The 14,736-nt window shown below is 58.3% G+C and carries 12 protein-coding genes; 3 read left to right on the top strand and 9 right to left on the bottom strand.

Features of this window, described 5'->3' with window-relative positions:
- Positions 1 to 34: 34 nt before the first annotated feature.
- Complete coding sequence (locus IHQ43_RS08805; protein WP_192564069.1) at positions 35 to 688, top strand: HAD family hydrolase; 654 nt, start codon at positions 35 to 37, stop codon at positions 686 to 688.
- Between the two features lie 45 nt (positions 689 to 733).
- On the opposite strand, the gene IHQ43_RS08800 is transcribed toward IHQ43_RS08805, so the two are convergent.
- Entirely contained in the window at positions 734 to 1,696 is a 963-nt protein-coding gene (locus IHQ43_RS08800) for a zinc-binding dehydrogenase (RefSeq protein ID WP_192564068.1), read from the bottom strand.
- Positions 1,697 to 1,877: 181 nt separating this feature from the next.
- Between IHQ43_RS08800 and IHQ43_RS08795 the strand changes: the two genes are divergently transcribed.
- Together IHQ43_RS08795 and IHQ43_RS08790 are read left to right on the top strand one after the other, a co-directional pair.
- Complete coding sequence (locus IHQ43_RS08795) at positions 1,878 to 3,962, top strand: carboxy terminal-processing peptidase (protein ID WP_192564067.1); 2,085 nt, start codon at positions 1,878 to 1,880, stop codon at positions 3,960 to 3,962.
- A 134-nt stretch (positions 3,963 to 4,096) separates the two neighbouring features.
- Positions 4,097 to 5,887 (top strand): bifunctional diguanylate cyclase/phosphodiesterase, encoded by a 1,791-nt coding sequence (locus IHQ43_RS08790; protein ID WP_192564066.1) that lies wholly within the window; start codon positions 4,097 to 4,099, stop codon positions 5,885 to 5,887.
- Between the two features lie 16 nt (positions 5,888 to 5,903).
- Here the strand turns inward: IHQ43_RS08790 and IHQ43_RS08785 are convergent, their stop codons facing one another.
- The 8 genes from IHQ43_RS08785 to bamJ all read right to left on the bottom strand — a co-directional run bounded on the left by IHQ43_RS08785 (position 5,904) and on the right by bamJ (position 14,532).
- Positions 5,904 to 6,320 carry a hypothetical protein gene (locus IHQ43_RS08785; protein WP_192564065.1) on the bottom strand — a complete coding sequence of 139 codons (417 nt, stop codon included), beginning with the start codon at positions 6,318 to 6,320 and terminating at the stop codon, positions 5,904 to 5,906.
- A 149-nt stretch (positions 6,321 to 6,469) separates the two neighbouring features.
- Positions 6,470 to 6,835 (bottom strand): hypothetical protein, encoded by a 366-nt coding sequence (locus IHQ43_RS08780; protein ID WP_192564064.1) that lies wholly within the window; start codon positions 6,833 to 6,835, stop codon positions 6,470 to 6,472.
- 6 nt (positions 6,836 to 6,841) lie between these two features.
- The gene (locus tag IHQ43_RS08775) at positions 6,842 to 11,608 is read right to left on the bottom strand and encodes an RHS repeat-associated core domain-containing protein (RefSeq protein ID WP_192564063.1); all 4,767 of its coding nucleotides are present in this window, start codon (positions 11,606 to 11,608) and stop codon (positions 6,842 to 6,844) included.
- Between the two features lie 225 nt (positions 11,609 to 11,833).
- A complete protein-coding gene (locus tag IHQ43_RS08770) occupies positions 11,834 to 12,241 on the bottom strand; it encodes an SEL1-like repeat protein (RefSeq protein WP_064378694.1) in 408 nt (135 codons plus the stop codon).
- On the bottom strand, positions 12,242 to 12,613 hold the full coding sequence (locus tag IHQ43_RS08765) for a hypothetical protein (RefSeq protein WP_003223109.1): 372 nt from the start codon (positions 12,611 to 12,613) through the stop codon (positions 12,242 to 12,244). It abuts the gene before it with no gap.
- Positions 12,610 to 12,951, bottom strand: a complete 342-nt coding sequence (locus IHQ43_RS08760) for a helix-turn-helix domain-containing protein (protein WP_007950435.1) — start codon at positions 12,949 to 12,951, stop codon at positions 12,610 to 12,612. The genes IHQ43_RS08765 and IHQ43_RS08760 overlap by 4 nt, the downstream gene beginning before the upstream one ends.
- A gap of 114 nt (positions 12,952 to 13,065) precedes the next feature.
- On the bottom strand, positions 13,066 to 13,521 hold the full coding sequence (locus tag IHQ43_RS08755; RefSeq protein ID WP_007950434.1) for a YkvA family protein: 456 nt from the start codon (positions 13,519 to 13,521) through the stop codon (positions 13,066 to 13,068).
- Positions 13,522 to 13,815: 294 nt separating this feature from the next.
- Entirely contained in the window at positions 13,816 to 14,532 is a 717-nt protein-coding gene (gene bamJ / locus IHQ43_RS08750) for a BamJ family beta-barrel-assembly machinery protein (RefSeq protein WP_007950433.1), read from the bottom strand.
- Positions 14,533 to 14,736 lie beyond the last annotated feature (204 nt).

Here is a 14,736-nt window from a genome sequence, read left to right as displayed (position 1 = left end):
TGACTTTGCTGACACCCAAGAGGGAACTGAACTGATGGCCCTGGCAATTTTTGATCTTGACGACACCTTGATCCACGGCGACTGCGCCACCCTCTGGTGCGAGCAGATGGGGCGCCTGGGCTGGGTCGATCCCGAGTCGTTCATGCGCAGGAACAACGAGCTGATGGACGCCTACAGCCATGGCAAGTTGCGCATGGAAGACTACATGGACTTCAGCCTTGAACCGATGATCGGGCGTACCCCGGAGGAAGTCGAGCATCTGGTCGTGCCGTGGGTGGAAGACTTTATCGAGCCGATCATCTTCAGCGACGCCACCAAGACCATCGCCGCCCACCGCAAGGCCGGCGACCGAATCCTGGTGATCTCGGCCTCAGGCACGCACCTGGTCAAACCCATCGCCGAGCGACTGGGCATCGACGAGGTCCTGGCAATCGAACTGGAAGTGGCGCACGGCGTATACAGCGGCCACACCGTGGGCACCCTGACCTACCGCGAAGGCAAAATCACCCGCCTGCTGGAATGGCTGGATGCCGAAGAGGAAAACCTCGAGGGCGCGAGTTTCTATTCCGACTCACGCAATGATCTGCCGCTGCTGCTGAAAGTGGATTACCCCCATGTTGTCAACCCGGATCCGGTACTGCTTGCGGAGGCCGAGAAATCCGGCTGGCCGATCCACCTCTGGAAGTAAGCGATTGTCTTGTGGGAGCATGCCTGCTCCCACAAACGTCGATGATCAGCTCAGGCTTTCGTCGATCACCAGCACCAGCTTCCCCGCCACCGTATTGCTCGCCAGTTCGGCGAACGCTGCCTCGGCATCCTTGATCGGGAACGCCTTGGCCAGTTGCGGCTTTAAGCGCCCCTCGGAAAACAACGGCCACACGTGCTGGCTCAGATCGCTGAACAGATCAGCCTTGAACTGATCGTCACGGCTGCGCAGGGTCGAACCCAGCAGTTGCACGCGCTTGGCCAATACCTGGGCCAGATCCAGTTTTGCCTCACGGCCGCCCATCAAACCAATCAGCACCCAGCGCCCGTCCAGAGCCATCAGCTTGAGGTTCAACGCCGAATAGTTGCCGCCCACCGGATCCAGTATCACGTCGAACGGCCCGAAATCCCGCAGGCTTTCCAGATCGTCGGTACGAACTACCCCACCCTGAGCACCCAGCGATTCGCAGTAGGCCAGCCGCTCCGCCGAGCCGACGCTGACCCAGCACGGATTGCCGAAGGCCTTGCACAGTTGAATGGCGGCTGAGCCGATACCGCTGGCGCCGGCGTGCAGAAGAATTTTCTCACCCGGTTTGAGCGCCGCAAGTTGAAACACATTCAGCCAGACGGTCGCATACACCTCTGGCAACGCCGCTGCTTCGATCAGCGATACGCCTTCCGGAACCGGCAGTACATGCCGTCCGTCGACGACCACCTCTTGCGCCATCCCGCCCCCGGCCAGCAAGGCGCATACCCGGTCACCGACCTGCCAGGACGAACCTGCGCCGACCTCGCTGATCACCCCGGAACACTCAAGACCCAGCACCTGGCTGGCACCCGGAGGGGGCGGATAAAGTCCGGCCTTCTGTAATAAATCCGCCCGATTGAGGCCAGCTGCCGCCACCTGGATGCGAACTTGTCCTACATCACATGTAGGACTTGGTTCATCAACCCATGCCACTTGACCTTCAACGCCTTGCAATGCCTTCACAGTGCCTCCATAGTGAGTCTGGACTGAGCCCGAAGCTGTAGCGCCGGGCTTTTTGCATTATGCGACCGGCCCTGGGGTCTGAACGAACGCTGAACAGCAGTTATCGTACAGAGCGTAGAGGTACCGGCGACTTCAAAGACGGCCTAATATGCGTTATCAATTGTCCCCGCGTCGAATCAGCATGAAGCATCTGCTCCCCAGCACCGCCCTCGCTCTTTTCATCGGTATCGGTCTGTTGCCGGTGTCGGGCAGCACATTCGCAGCCAACAGCTGGGACAAGTTGCAGCCTGATCGCGACGAAGTGATCGCCAGTCTGAACGTCGTCGAGTTGCTCAAGCGTCACCACTACAGCAAGCCGCCGCTCGACGATGCGCGCTCGGTGATCATCTACGACAGCTACATCAAGCTGCTCGACCCGTCGCGCAGCTATTTCATGGCCAGCGACATCGCCGAGTTCGACAAGTGGAAGACCCAGTTCGACGACTTCCTCAAGAGCGGCGACCTCAACGCCGGGTTCACCATCTACAAGCGCTATCTGGATCGCGTGAAGGCGCGTCTGGACTTCGCCCTTGCCGAGCTGAACAAAGGCGTCGACAAGATGGACTTCACCACCAAGGAAACCTTGCTGATCGATCGCAAGGACGCTCCGTGGCTCAAGTCCACCGCCGAACTCGATGATCTGTGGCGCAAACGCGTCAAGGACGAAGTGCTGCGGCAGAAGATCGCCGGCAAAGAGCCGAAACAGATTCAGGAAACCCTGACCAAGCGCTACAAGAATCAACTGGCGCGTCTGGACCAGACCCGCGCCGAAGACATCTTCCAGGCGTACATCAACACCTTCGCCATGTCTTACGATCCGCACACCAACTATCTGTCGCCGGATAACGCGGAGAACTTCGACATCAACATGAGCCTGTCCCTCGAGGGCATCGGCGCCGTGTTGCAGAGCGACAACGACCAGGTGAAAGTCGTGCGTCTGGTGCCGGCAGGCCCGGCCGACAAGACCAAACAGGTTGCTCCGGCTGACAAGATCATCGGCGTTGCCCAGGGCAACAAAGAGATGGTTGACGTGGTCGGCTGGCGTCTGGACGAAGTGGTCAAGCTGATCCGTGGTCCGAAAGGCACCGTGGTGCGTCTGGAAGTCATCCCGGCCAGCAATGCGCCGAACGACCAGACCAGCAAGATCGTGCCGATCACCCGTGAAGCGGTGAAGCTCGAAGACCAGGCCGTGAAGAAGTCCGTGCTGAACCTGAAACAGGACGGCAAGGACTACAAGCTTGGCGTGATCGAGATTCCGGCGTTCTATCTCGACTTCAAGGCCTTCCGTGCCGGCGATCCGGACTACAAGAGCACCACTCGCGACGTCAAGAAGCTGCTGACCGAACTGCAGAAAGAGAAAGTCGACGGCGTGGTCATCGACCTGCGCAACAACGGCGGCGGTTCCCTGCAGGAAGCCACCGAGCTGACCAGCCTGTTCATCGACAAGGGCCCTACAGTGCTCGTGCGTAACGCCGATGGCCGGGTCGATGTACTGGAAGATGAAAACCCGGGTGCGTTCTACAAAGGCCCGATGGCGTTGCTGGTCAACCGCCTGTCCGCCTCGGCTTCGGAGATCTTCGCCGGCGCCATGCAGGACTACCACCGTGCGCTGATCATCGGTGGCCAGACCTTCGGCAAAGGCACCGTGCAGACCATCCAGCCGCTGAACCATGGCGAACTGAAACTGACCCTGGCCAAGTTCTACCGGGTTTCCGGTCAGAGCACCCAGCATCAGGGCGTACTGCCGGACATCGATTACCCGTCGATCATCGACACCAAGGAAATCGGCGAAAGCGCCCTGCCGGAAGCAATGCCGTGGGACACCATCCGCGCGGCGATCAAACCGGCCAGCGATCCGTTCAAGCCGTACCTGGCGCAGCTGAAATCCGAACATGACAGCCGTTCCGCCAAGGACGCGGAGTTCGTGTTCATCCGCGACAAGCTGGCCCTGGCGCAGAAGCTGCTGGAAGAAAAAACCGTCAGCCTCAATGAAGCCGAACGCCGTGCCCAGCACGCCGACATCGACGCCAAGCAACTGGCGATGGAGAACATCCGTCGCAAGGCCAAAGGCGAAGAACCGCTCAAAGAGCTGAAGAAAGAAGACGACGACGCCCTGGCAGCCGCCGAGCCGGACAAGGTCAAACCGGAAGACGACGCCTACCTGAGCGAGACCGGGCGCGTGCTGCTGGATTACCTGAAGCTGAGCAACCAGGTCGCAAAGAAGTAAGGTGATGGCAATTTAATGCTGATGATCCCCGGATCGTCATCAAACAGTCATCATTCTGTCGTGCAATAAAGGACTGGGAGCGGTTTTCTTCATCGAGAACGCTCCCAGTCCTTTTTTTATCGCCAGAGATTGCCATGACCACGACCGAACAGCTGAGTGCCTTGAGCTCGATCCTGACTCAAAGCGGTTTACACAGCCTGTTCCAGCCGATCATTTGCCTCTCCGAACGGCGCATTCTCGGCTACGAAGCCCTGACCCGCGGTCCGTCCAACAGCCCGCTACACTCCCCCATTGCCCTGTTCGCCGTGGCCCGCCAGGCCGGGCGCTTGAGCGAACTGGAAATCGCCTGCCGGCAAAGCGCCTGTCGTCGTTTCAACGAACAGCAATTGCCGGGCAAGCTGTTTCTCAACGTCTCTCCAGAGTCCCTGCTCGAAGCTGCGCATCAACCGGGGCGTACCCTGCAACTGCTTCAGGATTTCGGTATTCCACCGAGCCAAGTGGTGATCGAACTTACCGAACAGACGCCGATCGATGATTTCCAGTTGCTGCAGACTGCGCTGCATCACTACCGAGCGATGGGTTTTTCAATTGCCCTCGACGACCTTGGTGCGGGTTATTCGAGCCTGCGCCTGTGGTCGGAACTGCGACCGGATTACGTGAAGATCGACCGGCACTTCATCGACGGCATTCATCAGGACGCGCTGAAGCGCGAGTTCGTCGGATCGATCCTGCAAATCGCCAAAGCCTCTCGGGCCCAAGTGATTGCCGAGGGCATCGAGCTACCCGAAGAACTGGCAGTGCTGACCGAGATGGGTGTCGATCTGGTACAGGGCTATTTGCTCGGGCGCCCTCAGGAACACCCGCCACGCGACGCCCGAGCCTTGATGCCCAAGCACGACAGCAGCGCCGTTGCATTGAACGATGAAGGCAGCGACCTCAGCGCCCTGCTTAATGATCAACCGGCCGTGAATCGCGACACACCGACCGCCACCGTACTGGAAGCCTTCCGCCGCCAGGCCAACCTGAACTCACTGGCGGTACTCGACGAACAAGGCCAGCCATGCGGCATTGTCCACCGTCACTCGTTATCCGATGCACTGCTCAAACCGTTCGCCACCGACCTCTTCGCCCGCAAACCGATCAGCCGCCTGATGAACGACGACTTCCTCGCCGTGGAAATGAGCCAGTCGCTACAACAGGTCAGCCGCCTGATCACCAGTCGCGCCCGGCAACGCATCGAAGAAGATTTCATCATCACCCTCAACGGCAGCTACCTGGGCCTGGGCCGGGTGATTGACGTACTCAAGCTGATTACCGAACTGAAAATCCAGCAGGCCCGATACGCCAATCCGCTGACCTTGCTGCCGGGGAATGTGCCGATTCAGCAATGTTTGACGCGGTTGCTGCAGCAGGGGCGCGAGTCGGTCATTTGTTATGTCGACATCGACAGCTTCAAACCCTTTAACGATATCTATGGATATGGGCGCGGGGATGAGGTGTTGCTGTGTCTGGCGCAATGCCTCAACGAACGCGTCGACCCGTCCCGCGATTTCGTTGGTCACATCGGTGGTGACGATTTCCTGCTGGTGCTCGGCCCGGAGGATTGGCGCAAACGGCTGAACCAATTGCTTGATGATTTCCAGAGCCAATGCCGCCGTTTCTACCGCCCGGAACATTTGGAGGCTGGATGTTTTGTTGCGCCGAATCGTCAGGGTATTCGTCAGGAGTTTCCGTTGCTGTCATTGTCCATTGGCGTGGTGCATTTGCATCCTGAAGCGTGTGCGCAACTGGATGCGAGCCAGTTGGCAGAGATGGCTTCGCAGGCGAAGCATCATGCGAAGAATGTTCCGGGGTATAGCGTGCATGTTATCGACAGCATACGCGCGCAACCTTTTAACGAGGCGCTCGTTTCAGGTCATCGCTGATGTAAAAGCTCGATAATTACCATGTGGACCGATCCTCACCAGCGGCTTTCGCAAGGTCTTCCCCCCAAGCTTCCTTCGCAAGTTTATAAAGATCTTGGAAGAAGCCACGCGGATCTTCTAGAGAGTACCACTCTCCCCGCGGCCAACTTGCAGCTTCACACTCGTCGATCTCGAATAGTTCTTGAAAGTCATAATTTTGCTCCAAGAGCAGCAACTCCAAACGTTCAACGAGCACTAGCTTATGCCTATAGGAAAGGTATGGCAGATTAAGACAATACTTCCTGATAAGAAACTCTCTATCAGCAGAATCATTAGGATTGTAAACCTCGAGTTCCGCACCTCGAGTTTCCTCCCGATCATAAACGTCGAAAACGCCTATAAACCACATTAAGCCCGGCTCAAACTCTTCATTAATATATGGGTCTTTCAACATCACTTCATATCTATCAAAAACGTGGCGAACAGGCTTTGGCTAGATAACTCAGCCACCACAATTTTTACCATCATTATAAAAAACCAATTAGAACAACCAACCAACCCAACACCCAAAACACATAAAAATCTCAAGCATAAAACGTAACCCTATAGATCTTTAACTTTACCTATCTCAGCCTGATATAAAGAAAGACATTCTAGCAATACGCGCATAAATCCACGCCCATCGACTATCTCGTCAGAAAATAAAAAACTTCTCTTTTCCAAAACCTCAACAAATGTTTCTCCCCTTTCCAAACAATAGGAAATCGTATCAATTATCCAACACCTATCCGATTCAGAGTACCCAACAAATTCCGGTTTCAGAACAGCATCAAAAACTCTAATCAAATCAGAAGAATTATTTACATCAGCCAGACATATTAGCTCTTCAACGGCCCCTTCGTGAGGATAGTCAATATCGAAGACAAATAGAAATCCAGGTAAAATTGAAAGCTTTGGATTACGTTTCATTTTATATCAATCCACATAAGCCGTTATCGCCTCACCATGAGCATCGAGTATAACGACAGTTCTTGTTGGTTCTATATATTCCACTTTCTTCCCTCTATACCCCTCTCCAACCTTTCTTCCCATTTCCACTGGGAGAGATGAAAGCGATATACTCCCAGTCCGTCGGAAAATTAATTTAGCACGATTAATTGCATTCAATTGATCTCTATGACTTATAAATCTAGTTGCAGCTCGCGGAATGCTTGGCTCCATAAGCTTAGTTTTTTTATTTAGTTTCATCTCAACCTTACCCGTAGTAGGGTTTTTAGCATATTGCAAACGCTCTTGCTGCGAAGCAAGAGTAGTTTGGGCGCCATGCTTTTGTAAAAAATGAGATTTTTTGTTAGCGCTTTCCATATATTTCAACTCTTTTAATGCAATGTTTTCTGCCAACTCATCGATTCTCGCCCGCCGCTCCTGCGCAGTCATCTTCGGCAGCGCTGGCTCGCCTTCATCAACAACTGATCCACCCACCCCATCCGGCACCGGACATCCCGGCTTATTCGGCGGCGGACAATTGGACGTCAACCCCAACGGATCCACCCACCCCGTCGGATTCGGCACGTACCGGTATTGGTTCAGCCCACCCGCCAGCTTCACCGGATCCGGCGTCAGATACCGTCCCACGTCCGGGTCGTAATACCGGTGCCGGTTGTAATGCAGCCCGCTTTCGTCATCGAAGTACTGTCCCTGAAAGCGCAGCGGCTGGTTCAGGTAGTCGTCGGTCGCCAGCTCTAGCGAGGTGACCTTGCCGTAGGCGCTGTATTTGGCTGACCAGACGATGTCGCCGCTGTAGTCGGTCAACTCCTGCGGGGTGCCGAGGTGGTCGAGCTGGTAGTAGAACGGGCAGGCGCGTTTCGGGCCTTTGCCGTCGAGCATCGCCAGCGGGCGGAAGGTGCCGGGTTCGTAGATGAAGCTGCGGTGCTGTTCTTTACTGCTTTCGGCGATCAGGTGGTCGCCTTGCCAGAAGAATTCGGTGGTCTGGCCGTCGACGGTCTTGCGGATGCGCCGGCCGAAGGCGTCGTACTGGTAGGTGGCGCTGGTGCCGTCGGGACGGGTCAGGCCGATCAGGCGGTGCTGGCTGTCGTAGCGGTATTCGGTGACCAGCTGCTGCGCGCGGCCGCGGCGTTCGCGGATCAGGTTGCCGAAGGCGTCGTAATCGTAGTGACGGTCGCCCTGCATCAACAGGCGATTGCCCTTGATGTGGGTCGGGCCCGGACGGTCCTGCATCAGCAGGTTGCCGGCCGGGTCGTGGGCGAAGTTTTCCGGTACATCGTCGCGGGTGTGGCGTACGCGGATCAGCCGGTCGAGGGTGTCGTACTGGTAGCTGCGCTGGCCGTGGCGGGTGTCGGCGATGTGTTCGAGGTTGCCGTTGGCGCTGTAGGCAAAGTCGCGGCGGTACAGCGCACTGCGTTGATGGCCTACGGCGTGGGCGCGTAAGCGGCCCTGTTCGTCGTAGGTGTATTCACTGAGCAGCAGGCCTTGCTGGCGCTGCTGTTCGCGGCCGTTCTGGTAGACATGACGGGTCAGCGAGGCGCCGTTGAGGTCGATCGCGGTCAGTGCGCCGCCCTTGGCGTAGTGGTAGTCGAGCTTGCTGTTGTCTGGCAGGCGCAGACGGGTGAGCTGGCCGCAGGCATCGTAGGTGTAGCGCAAGGTACCCCAGCCCTGATGCTCGCGCACCAGACGGTCCTGCAGGTCGTATTCGAAGGCCAGCGGGTGATCCTGGCCGTCATCCACGCCGACCAGTCGACCGAGACGGTCATAGCGGTAGCTGACCTCGACCCCGTCCGGCAGGGTCTTGAGCAGCAGACGCCCAGCAGCATCACGTTGATAGCCGGTGACCAGCGTCGAGCCGTCGTCGCCGAATTCGGTCTTTTCCAGCAGATGCCCGTTGCGGTCGTAGGCATACGCCGTGCGCCGACCATCGAAGCCGGTTTCCTGCCGGATCAATCCGGTGGGCGTGTAGTCCAGCCGGTATTTTTCGCCGGACTCGTTCTCGATTTCCGTGAGCAGCAGCTGCGCATGGTCGTAGCGGTACTGCAGCCGCGTGCCGTCGGGATTGATCCGGCGACTGACCCGATGCAGGTCGTCGTCATACTCGTAACGGGTGATGCGCCCCAGTTCATCGCGTTCGGCGGTGATCTGGCCGTAGGCGCTGTAGCTGAACGCCCGTGTCGCCCCGGTAGGCGAGGTGGTCTGGATCAGCCGGCCAACGGCGTCCCACGCGTGGTGGGTGACCGCGCCATGCTCGTCCTGAGCAGTAATCCGCCGCCCCAAAGCGTCGTAGGAAAACTTCCGAACTCCACCGTCCGGCAGACTTTCCTCGACCAGTTGCCCGAGGTCGTTCCACACGAACACATGGCGACCGGAGTCCGGATAACGGATCGACAGCAACCGACCCTGCGCGTCGTAGTGGTAATGGGTGACATGACCGGCCGGATCGACCGCTTCGGTGATATCCCCCTGCGCATTACGCCGGTACGTCCACACCGCATCACCGCGTGAGCGGCTGTGCAGGAAACCGTTGCGGTACTCGTAGGACGTCGGCGCATCGTCCGGCGGAATCAGCGCGATCAGCCGCCCGACGTCGTCATAGCGGTACTCGGTAACCGCGCCCAGCGCATCCTGCTCGGCGACCAGCCGGCCCGCCGAATCGTAGGCCTTGAGCTGTTCGCCCCCGTCAGCGGCGACCTGACGCACCAGCCGCGCGGTGTCGTCGTGGACGTAAGTCTCTTCAGTCCCATCGACGTAATGCACGGTGACACGACCGGCGTCATCCCAGACGTAACGCGTATCCATCTGCGAAAACGACGCCCAGTGCCGCACGCATCGCGCCGCCTTGCCGGAACGCTCCCATTCCCAGAAGAAACTCGCGCCACCGCTCAGTTGCCGTTGCAGGATGACGTGCTGGTCGTCGTAGTCGTAACGCTCGCACTCGCCGACCGCGTTCGAGGCTTCGATCAATCGATGGCGAGCATCGAAGCGGTAACTGACCAGCGTCTGCTCGCTACGCCAGGCCGCATCGCGCCAGACCTGATAATCGACCGCGACCAGATGCGCCCGCTCATAGCGCAGCAACAAGGAACGCCCAGCGCCGTTGTCGAGGCGCTCAACGCGATCCAGAAGATCCCGCGTAATACGCAACCGGTTACCGTAGGCATCGCTAACCGCAGTCAGACGCCCGGCCCGAAAGTGATAAAAGCGCGCCGCGTCCCCCGCCAGCGCAACAATCAACTCCTCCGGTTCATCCCCCAGAAAGATCGCCGCCCGCGACAAACTGTTGTGAATCGCCGGCCGCTCAACGCTCGGCAACGGAAACCGCGTGCGCCGGTTCTCGTGATCCACCCAGACCACCGCAGCGCCATCAATCTCCAACCGATGCGCCAGCGAATGACTCCAGCCGAACCCCAACCCGACATCGATCTCGGCCGCACTGGTGCGGTACAACCGGCTGAACTCGAACGGCAGCAGTCCATCAAGCACGCCGTCAGTCAGCGTCAGCAATTCCTCGCCAGTGACCATCGACACCGGACAGCCATTGGTGCAAGTCAGCGGCGCACAATCAGCGCTGTCACCGTTGGGATTTTTCGCCTGATCCGGCGTGTCGTCGTGGTGCTCGTCTTTTTTCAAAGAAGCATTACGCCGTGCATCCCAGCGCAATTGCATGCGACCCTTTTTCACCCCGGCGGCGATACCCCGAGCGGCGACGGACTTGTACTTGTTCACGTAGCCGATGAAGGTGCTGACGATGCCGAACATCGCCTTCACCAGACGCGTCACCGCCGAAAGCAACTGAGCGCCACGATCCGCCAGGCGCAAGGCCAGATACGCGATCCCCGCCCCGGCGCCAACGAAGGTCAGCACAACGCCGATCAACACATCGATCAGCAACTGCACCACCAACATCGATACCGCTTCGGCAGTTTTCCCGGCAATTTCATTGGGTGGCAGCATCTCCAGCCAGAGGCTGGCAGTTCGCAGCAACAGGCACAGCGCCGCCTCGTCACTGACCAGTAACTGAAGCTTCTCCATCATTTCAGGCGCTGTTTCTGCCAGCGCGATCAGCTGTGCGGCGCCACTGCCCAACCGCTCGGCAAACTTTGCGGGATCCTGGAGAATCTCCGACAGCAACCCAATGCTGTCCCACACCCCCTCGATCGCCGCCCAGCTCCCGGCCAGCATGCCGTTCCCGGCCGCAGTGGCCACCGACTGTGACCACTGCGGCTTGAAGCCCTGCCACTCGCTGCGCAGCCAGCCATCCAGCTGCCGAGTCAGGCCATCGTAGGATTCGAAAAGCGCATCAACCTGCTGCTCGCTGGCCTCGCTGTGCACCACCACCCGATAAAACTTGCCCGCCTCACCGGTGAACACTCCCTTGCCCTGAGCATCAAGGGTGACGGACGTGACTGCACCGCCCTCCACCGCCATCACATCGACAACGATGTCGCCCAACGGAATGTCGTAGGCCGACTCGAACTTGCTCTCGATCTCCATCGGCCCGGATTCCGGGCATTGCACGACCGCAGAAGAAAAATGGCCGTCGTCAATCGCAACCGCCGTCCTGTGTTCGCCAAAACGGATGATCCGCTCCATCCCCATCAGCGAAGGCAGATCGGCCGCATGACTGACGCCATCTGCCGAGCGACTGAGCCAGTGCTGCAGCTGTTTGCGATAGAGATCGAGGGTGCGGGGAAAGCTGTCGAGTTCTTGCTCGATGCGATTGACGACATCCATCAGCGCATTCCCATGCGCATGGCGAAACGAAAAACCGGGTCGAACATGTGCGTTCCCTTGCGCAAAAATCAGGCGAGGGACTTTGCGGGGGATCAAACAGAAAAGAAGTCAGGCGAGTAGGCGGAGGATGTAGGAGAAGTCTGTAACTGATCTTTCTCGAACAGTAGACGCAAAAACGGGGCGGGAGGTTGCCCTCACGCCCCGTTCACGGAACAGATGATTTGCTTATCGAGAAGCGTCTCGGCCGGCCAGCTCTTTCAACTTGAGCTCGGCCAACGGATGCCCGGCCTTCGCGGCCATGGTCCACCAGCGAGCGGCTTCCGAAGGATCGGGCGCTTTGCTCGGCGTACCTGCAAGACTGATGACACCGACTTGATACGCCGCCTTGCCATCCCCGGCCAGCGCCGCCAGTCGCAGCAACCGCACACCTTCCTCACGTGCGCCCAGTCCAACCCCGCGAAACGTCAGGATGTGCCCGTAAAAGCTTTGCGCGCCGACATCGCCCAGATTGGCCATGCGCGCAAACTGACCTTCGAGCCAGCGCCAGCCGCGGGGCTGACGGACGAACCACGACCAGTGAAACAGCCTACGGGCCAGCCAGTAACTTGCCCGCGCCTTGAGTCGTAAAAACACTCAGGCCTCCGCCGATTCCGGATACTCGTACTCAAAGACCCGCACCACTTCCGAGGCATGCCAGGAAGCGGCGGCAACGCCGTCGGACGGCCCGGAAAAACGCCCCAGACGCTCGACACATTCAAAGAAACCGGTACGTGGCAGGCGACTGGCACCCTGGCTGATCACCAACGAGCTGCGCAACGGTTGTTCGGCTTTAGCGTCCAGCGCGGCAAGGTGCTCCAGTGCAGCGGTCAATGTCTGCATCGCCGGCGTGGGCAATTGCAGGCGCTCAAGCAAGGCTCGATAAGTCAAAAGATGGCGCTGCCTGCGCGCCTGGTCCAGTTCCCCCAGCAATCCGTCCCAATGTTGACGACTGATGCGTACGCTCACGATTGTTCCCTCCACCCTGGCACCGTCAACTCCCAGGCCAGGCTGCGACGAATCGCGGCGTCGGGCAGACGCTCGCCACTTTCGATCATGGCCAGGTAAGACGGGCTGATGCCTACCGTGCGGGCCAGCGCCTCGATGGCGATGCCCTTCCCTTCGCGCAAACTGCGTAACTGATCCAGACCGGGAAGAATCGGGTCCGGGGTTGCCGCAAGCGGCGCTGGAGCCGGTTGCGACGGTGCTTCGTTAATGCCTGCTGCTTTCAGTAGAGCCTGATACTGAGCCCATGGCAGAACCGCATATTCGGGCTCGCCATCGCGTGCAATTATCTGAATATCCATGACTACCCCGTAGGACAACAACACTTAGCGAGTCGGCACTTTTCCCTAGAAGTGTAATCCTAACAGCGGCCAAGGTCGTGGGGGGTATCTATCTGTATAAGAGGCTGTCGCGATTCAGGACTTTTTCGGCCCCTGAAGCTGAAGTTGCTCGGGCGTATCGGGCAAACGCTCGACCACTCTGAGCTTTTCCGGCGCCTGGCGCTGACGCCACAGACGGAAGGCGTTCAGTTCATCGTCGAGGGTTTTCATCAGCCAGGCGAGGACAGCAATGTCATCGAGCATGCCGAACATGGGAATGAAATCCGGGATCGCATCCACCGGGCTGAGGAAGTACATCAGACCGGCCACCACTGAAACGATCGCCTTGGCGCTGATCGCGCGGTACTCGCCGCGCCAGTACGCCAGACACAATGCCTGCAACAGACGCAAATCGTCCTTCAGTTTGCCGAGGCGATTGCCTTGGGCGGCGCCTTTGCTGGCCACGGCGAACAACAAGGTCGGCAAGCGGCCACGAGCCAGCAAGCGTCCGGCCAAAGGCAGGAATCGGGCGAAATTCCACGGCGCTTTCATTTATTTCTCCCGTTGAAATGTTATCCACACAAATTGTGGATAACCTTGTGAACAGAGCTGCATTTCAGCGCTGAGAGCCCCGTTTCATAAGGGCTGCGCTCAGATCGGGCGTTTTTTACTCACATAAAAAATCCCAATATTTCATTGACTTGGCGGCCCCGGGCGTCTAGCGCGGGCAACCTTAAAGTCTAGGACTACCATGACCGACATCGGTTCGGTCTGTTTACGCCGACCATCGTCCAGATGCAACAACGCCCCGCATAAGCGAGGCGTTGTTGTTGAAACCGGCGCAGATTACTTGGCGGCGGCGTCTTCTTTGGCTGGATCCTTGATGGCCAGCAGTTCCAGGTCGAAAACCAGAACCGAGTTGGCCGGGATTGCCGGGCTTGGCGATTGTGCGCCGTAAGCCAGATCGCTAGGGATGTACAGCTTGTACTTCTCACCAACGTGCATCAGTTGCAGGCCTTCGACCCAACCCGGGATCACACCGCTGACCGGCAGATCGATCGGGCTGCCGCGCTCGACGGAGCTGTCGAAGACGGTGCCGTTGGTCAGCTTGCCGGTGTAGTGAACGGTCACGACATCGGTAGGCTTAGGTTGTGGGCCGTCGGCTTTCTTGACCACTTCGTACTGCAGACCGGAAGCGGTGGTGGTCACGCCAGCCTTCTTGCCGTTTTCTTCGAGGAATTTCTTGCCGGCGGCTGCCGACTCTTCGCTCATCTTGGCCATACGCTCTTCGGCACGCTTTTGCAGCGCGGCGAAAGCTTCGACCAGTTCTTCATCTTTCAGCTTCTGTTCTTTCTTGCCGACGGCATCTTCGATGCCCTGGGCTACCGCTTTGGAGTCCAGATCATCCATGCCTTCCTGAGCAAGGCTCTTGCCCATGTTCAGGCCGATACCGTAGGAAGCTTTTTGCGCCGGGGTTTTCAGCTCTACGCTGGTCTGCGAATCACAACCCGCGAGTACCAGGCTAACCAGGGCAACCGCCGCCGCCAACCGATGCTGTTTCATGCTATTTCCTTGTTCATGCGCCGAAAGGGCAATCGAGTAAAGCCGCGAGCTTATCAGGCCGCCACGACCAATGGCTACCGGCATGAGAGCAGGAATCTTCCGATAAGTTCAGGGATTAAAAAGCATTTGGCGAAAGCCACGATGAAGCTTCTGTCATCTTGCTCTGACGATATTTGATGCCACATCCCACAACACTTGGCGTAA

Origin of the sequence: Pseudomonas gozinkensis (genome assembly GCF_014863585.1) — a bacterium.
In the GTDB taxonomy this organism is placed as follows: Bacteria; Pseudomonadota; Gammaproteobacteria; order Pseudomonadales; family Pseudomonadaceae; genus Aquipseudomonas; species Aquipseudomonas gozinkensis.
Note: the sequence above shows the minus strand (reverse complement) of the source record. Positions and strands in the feature narration are given on the sequence as shown.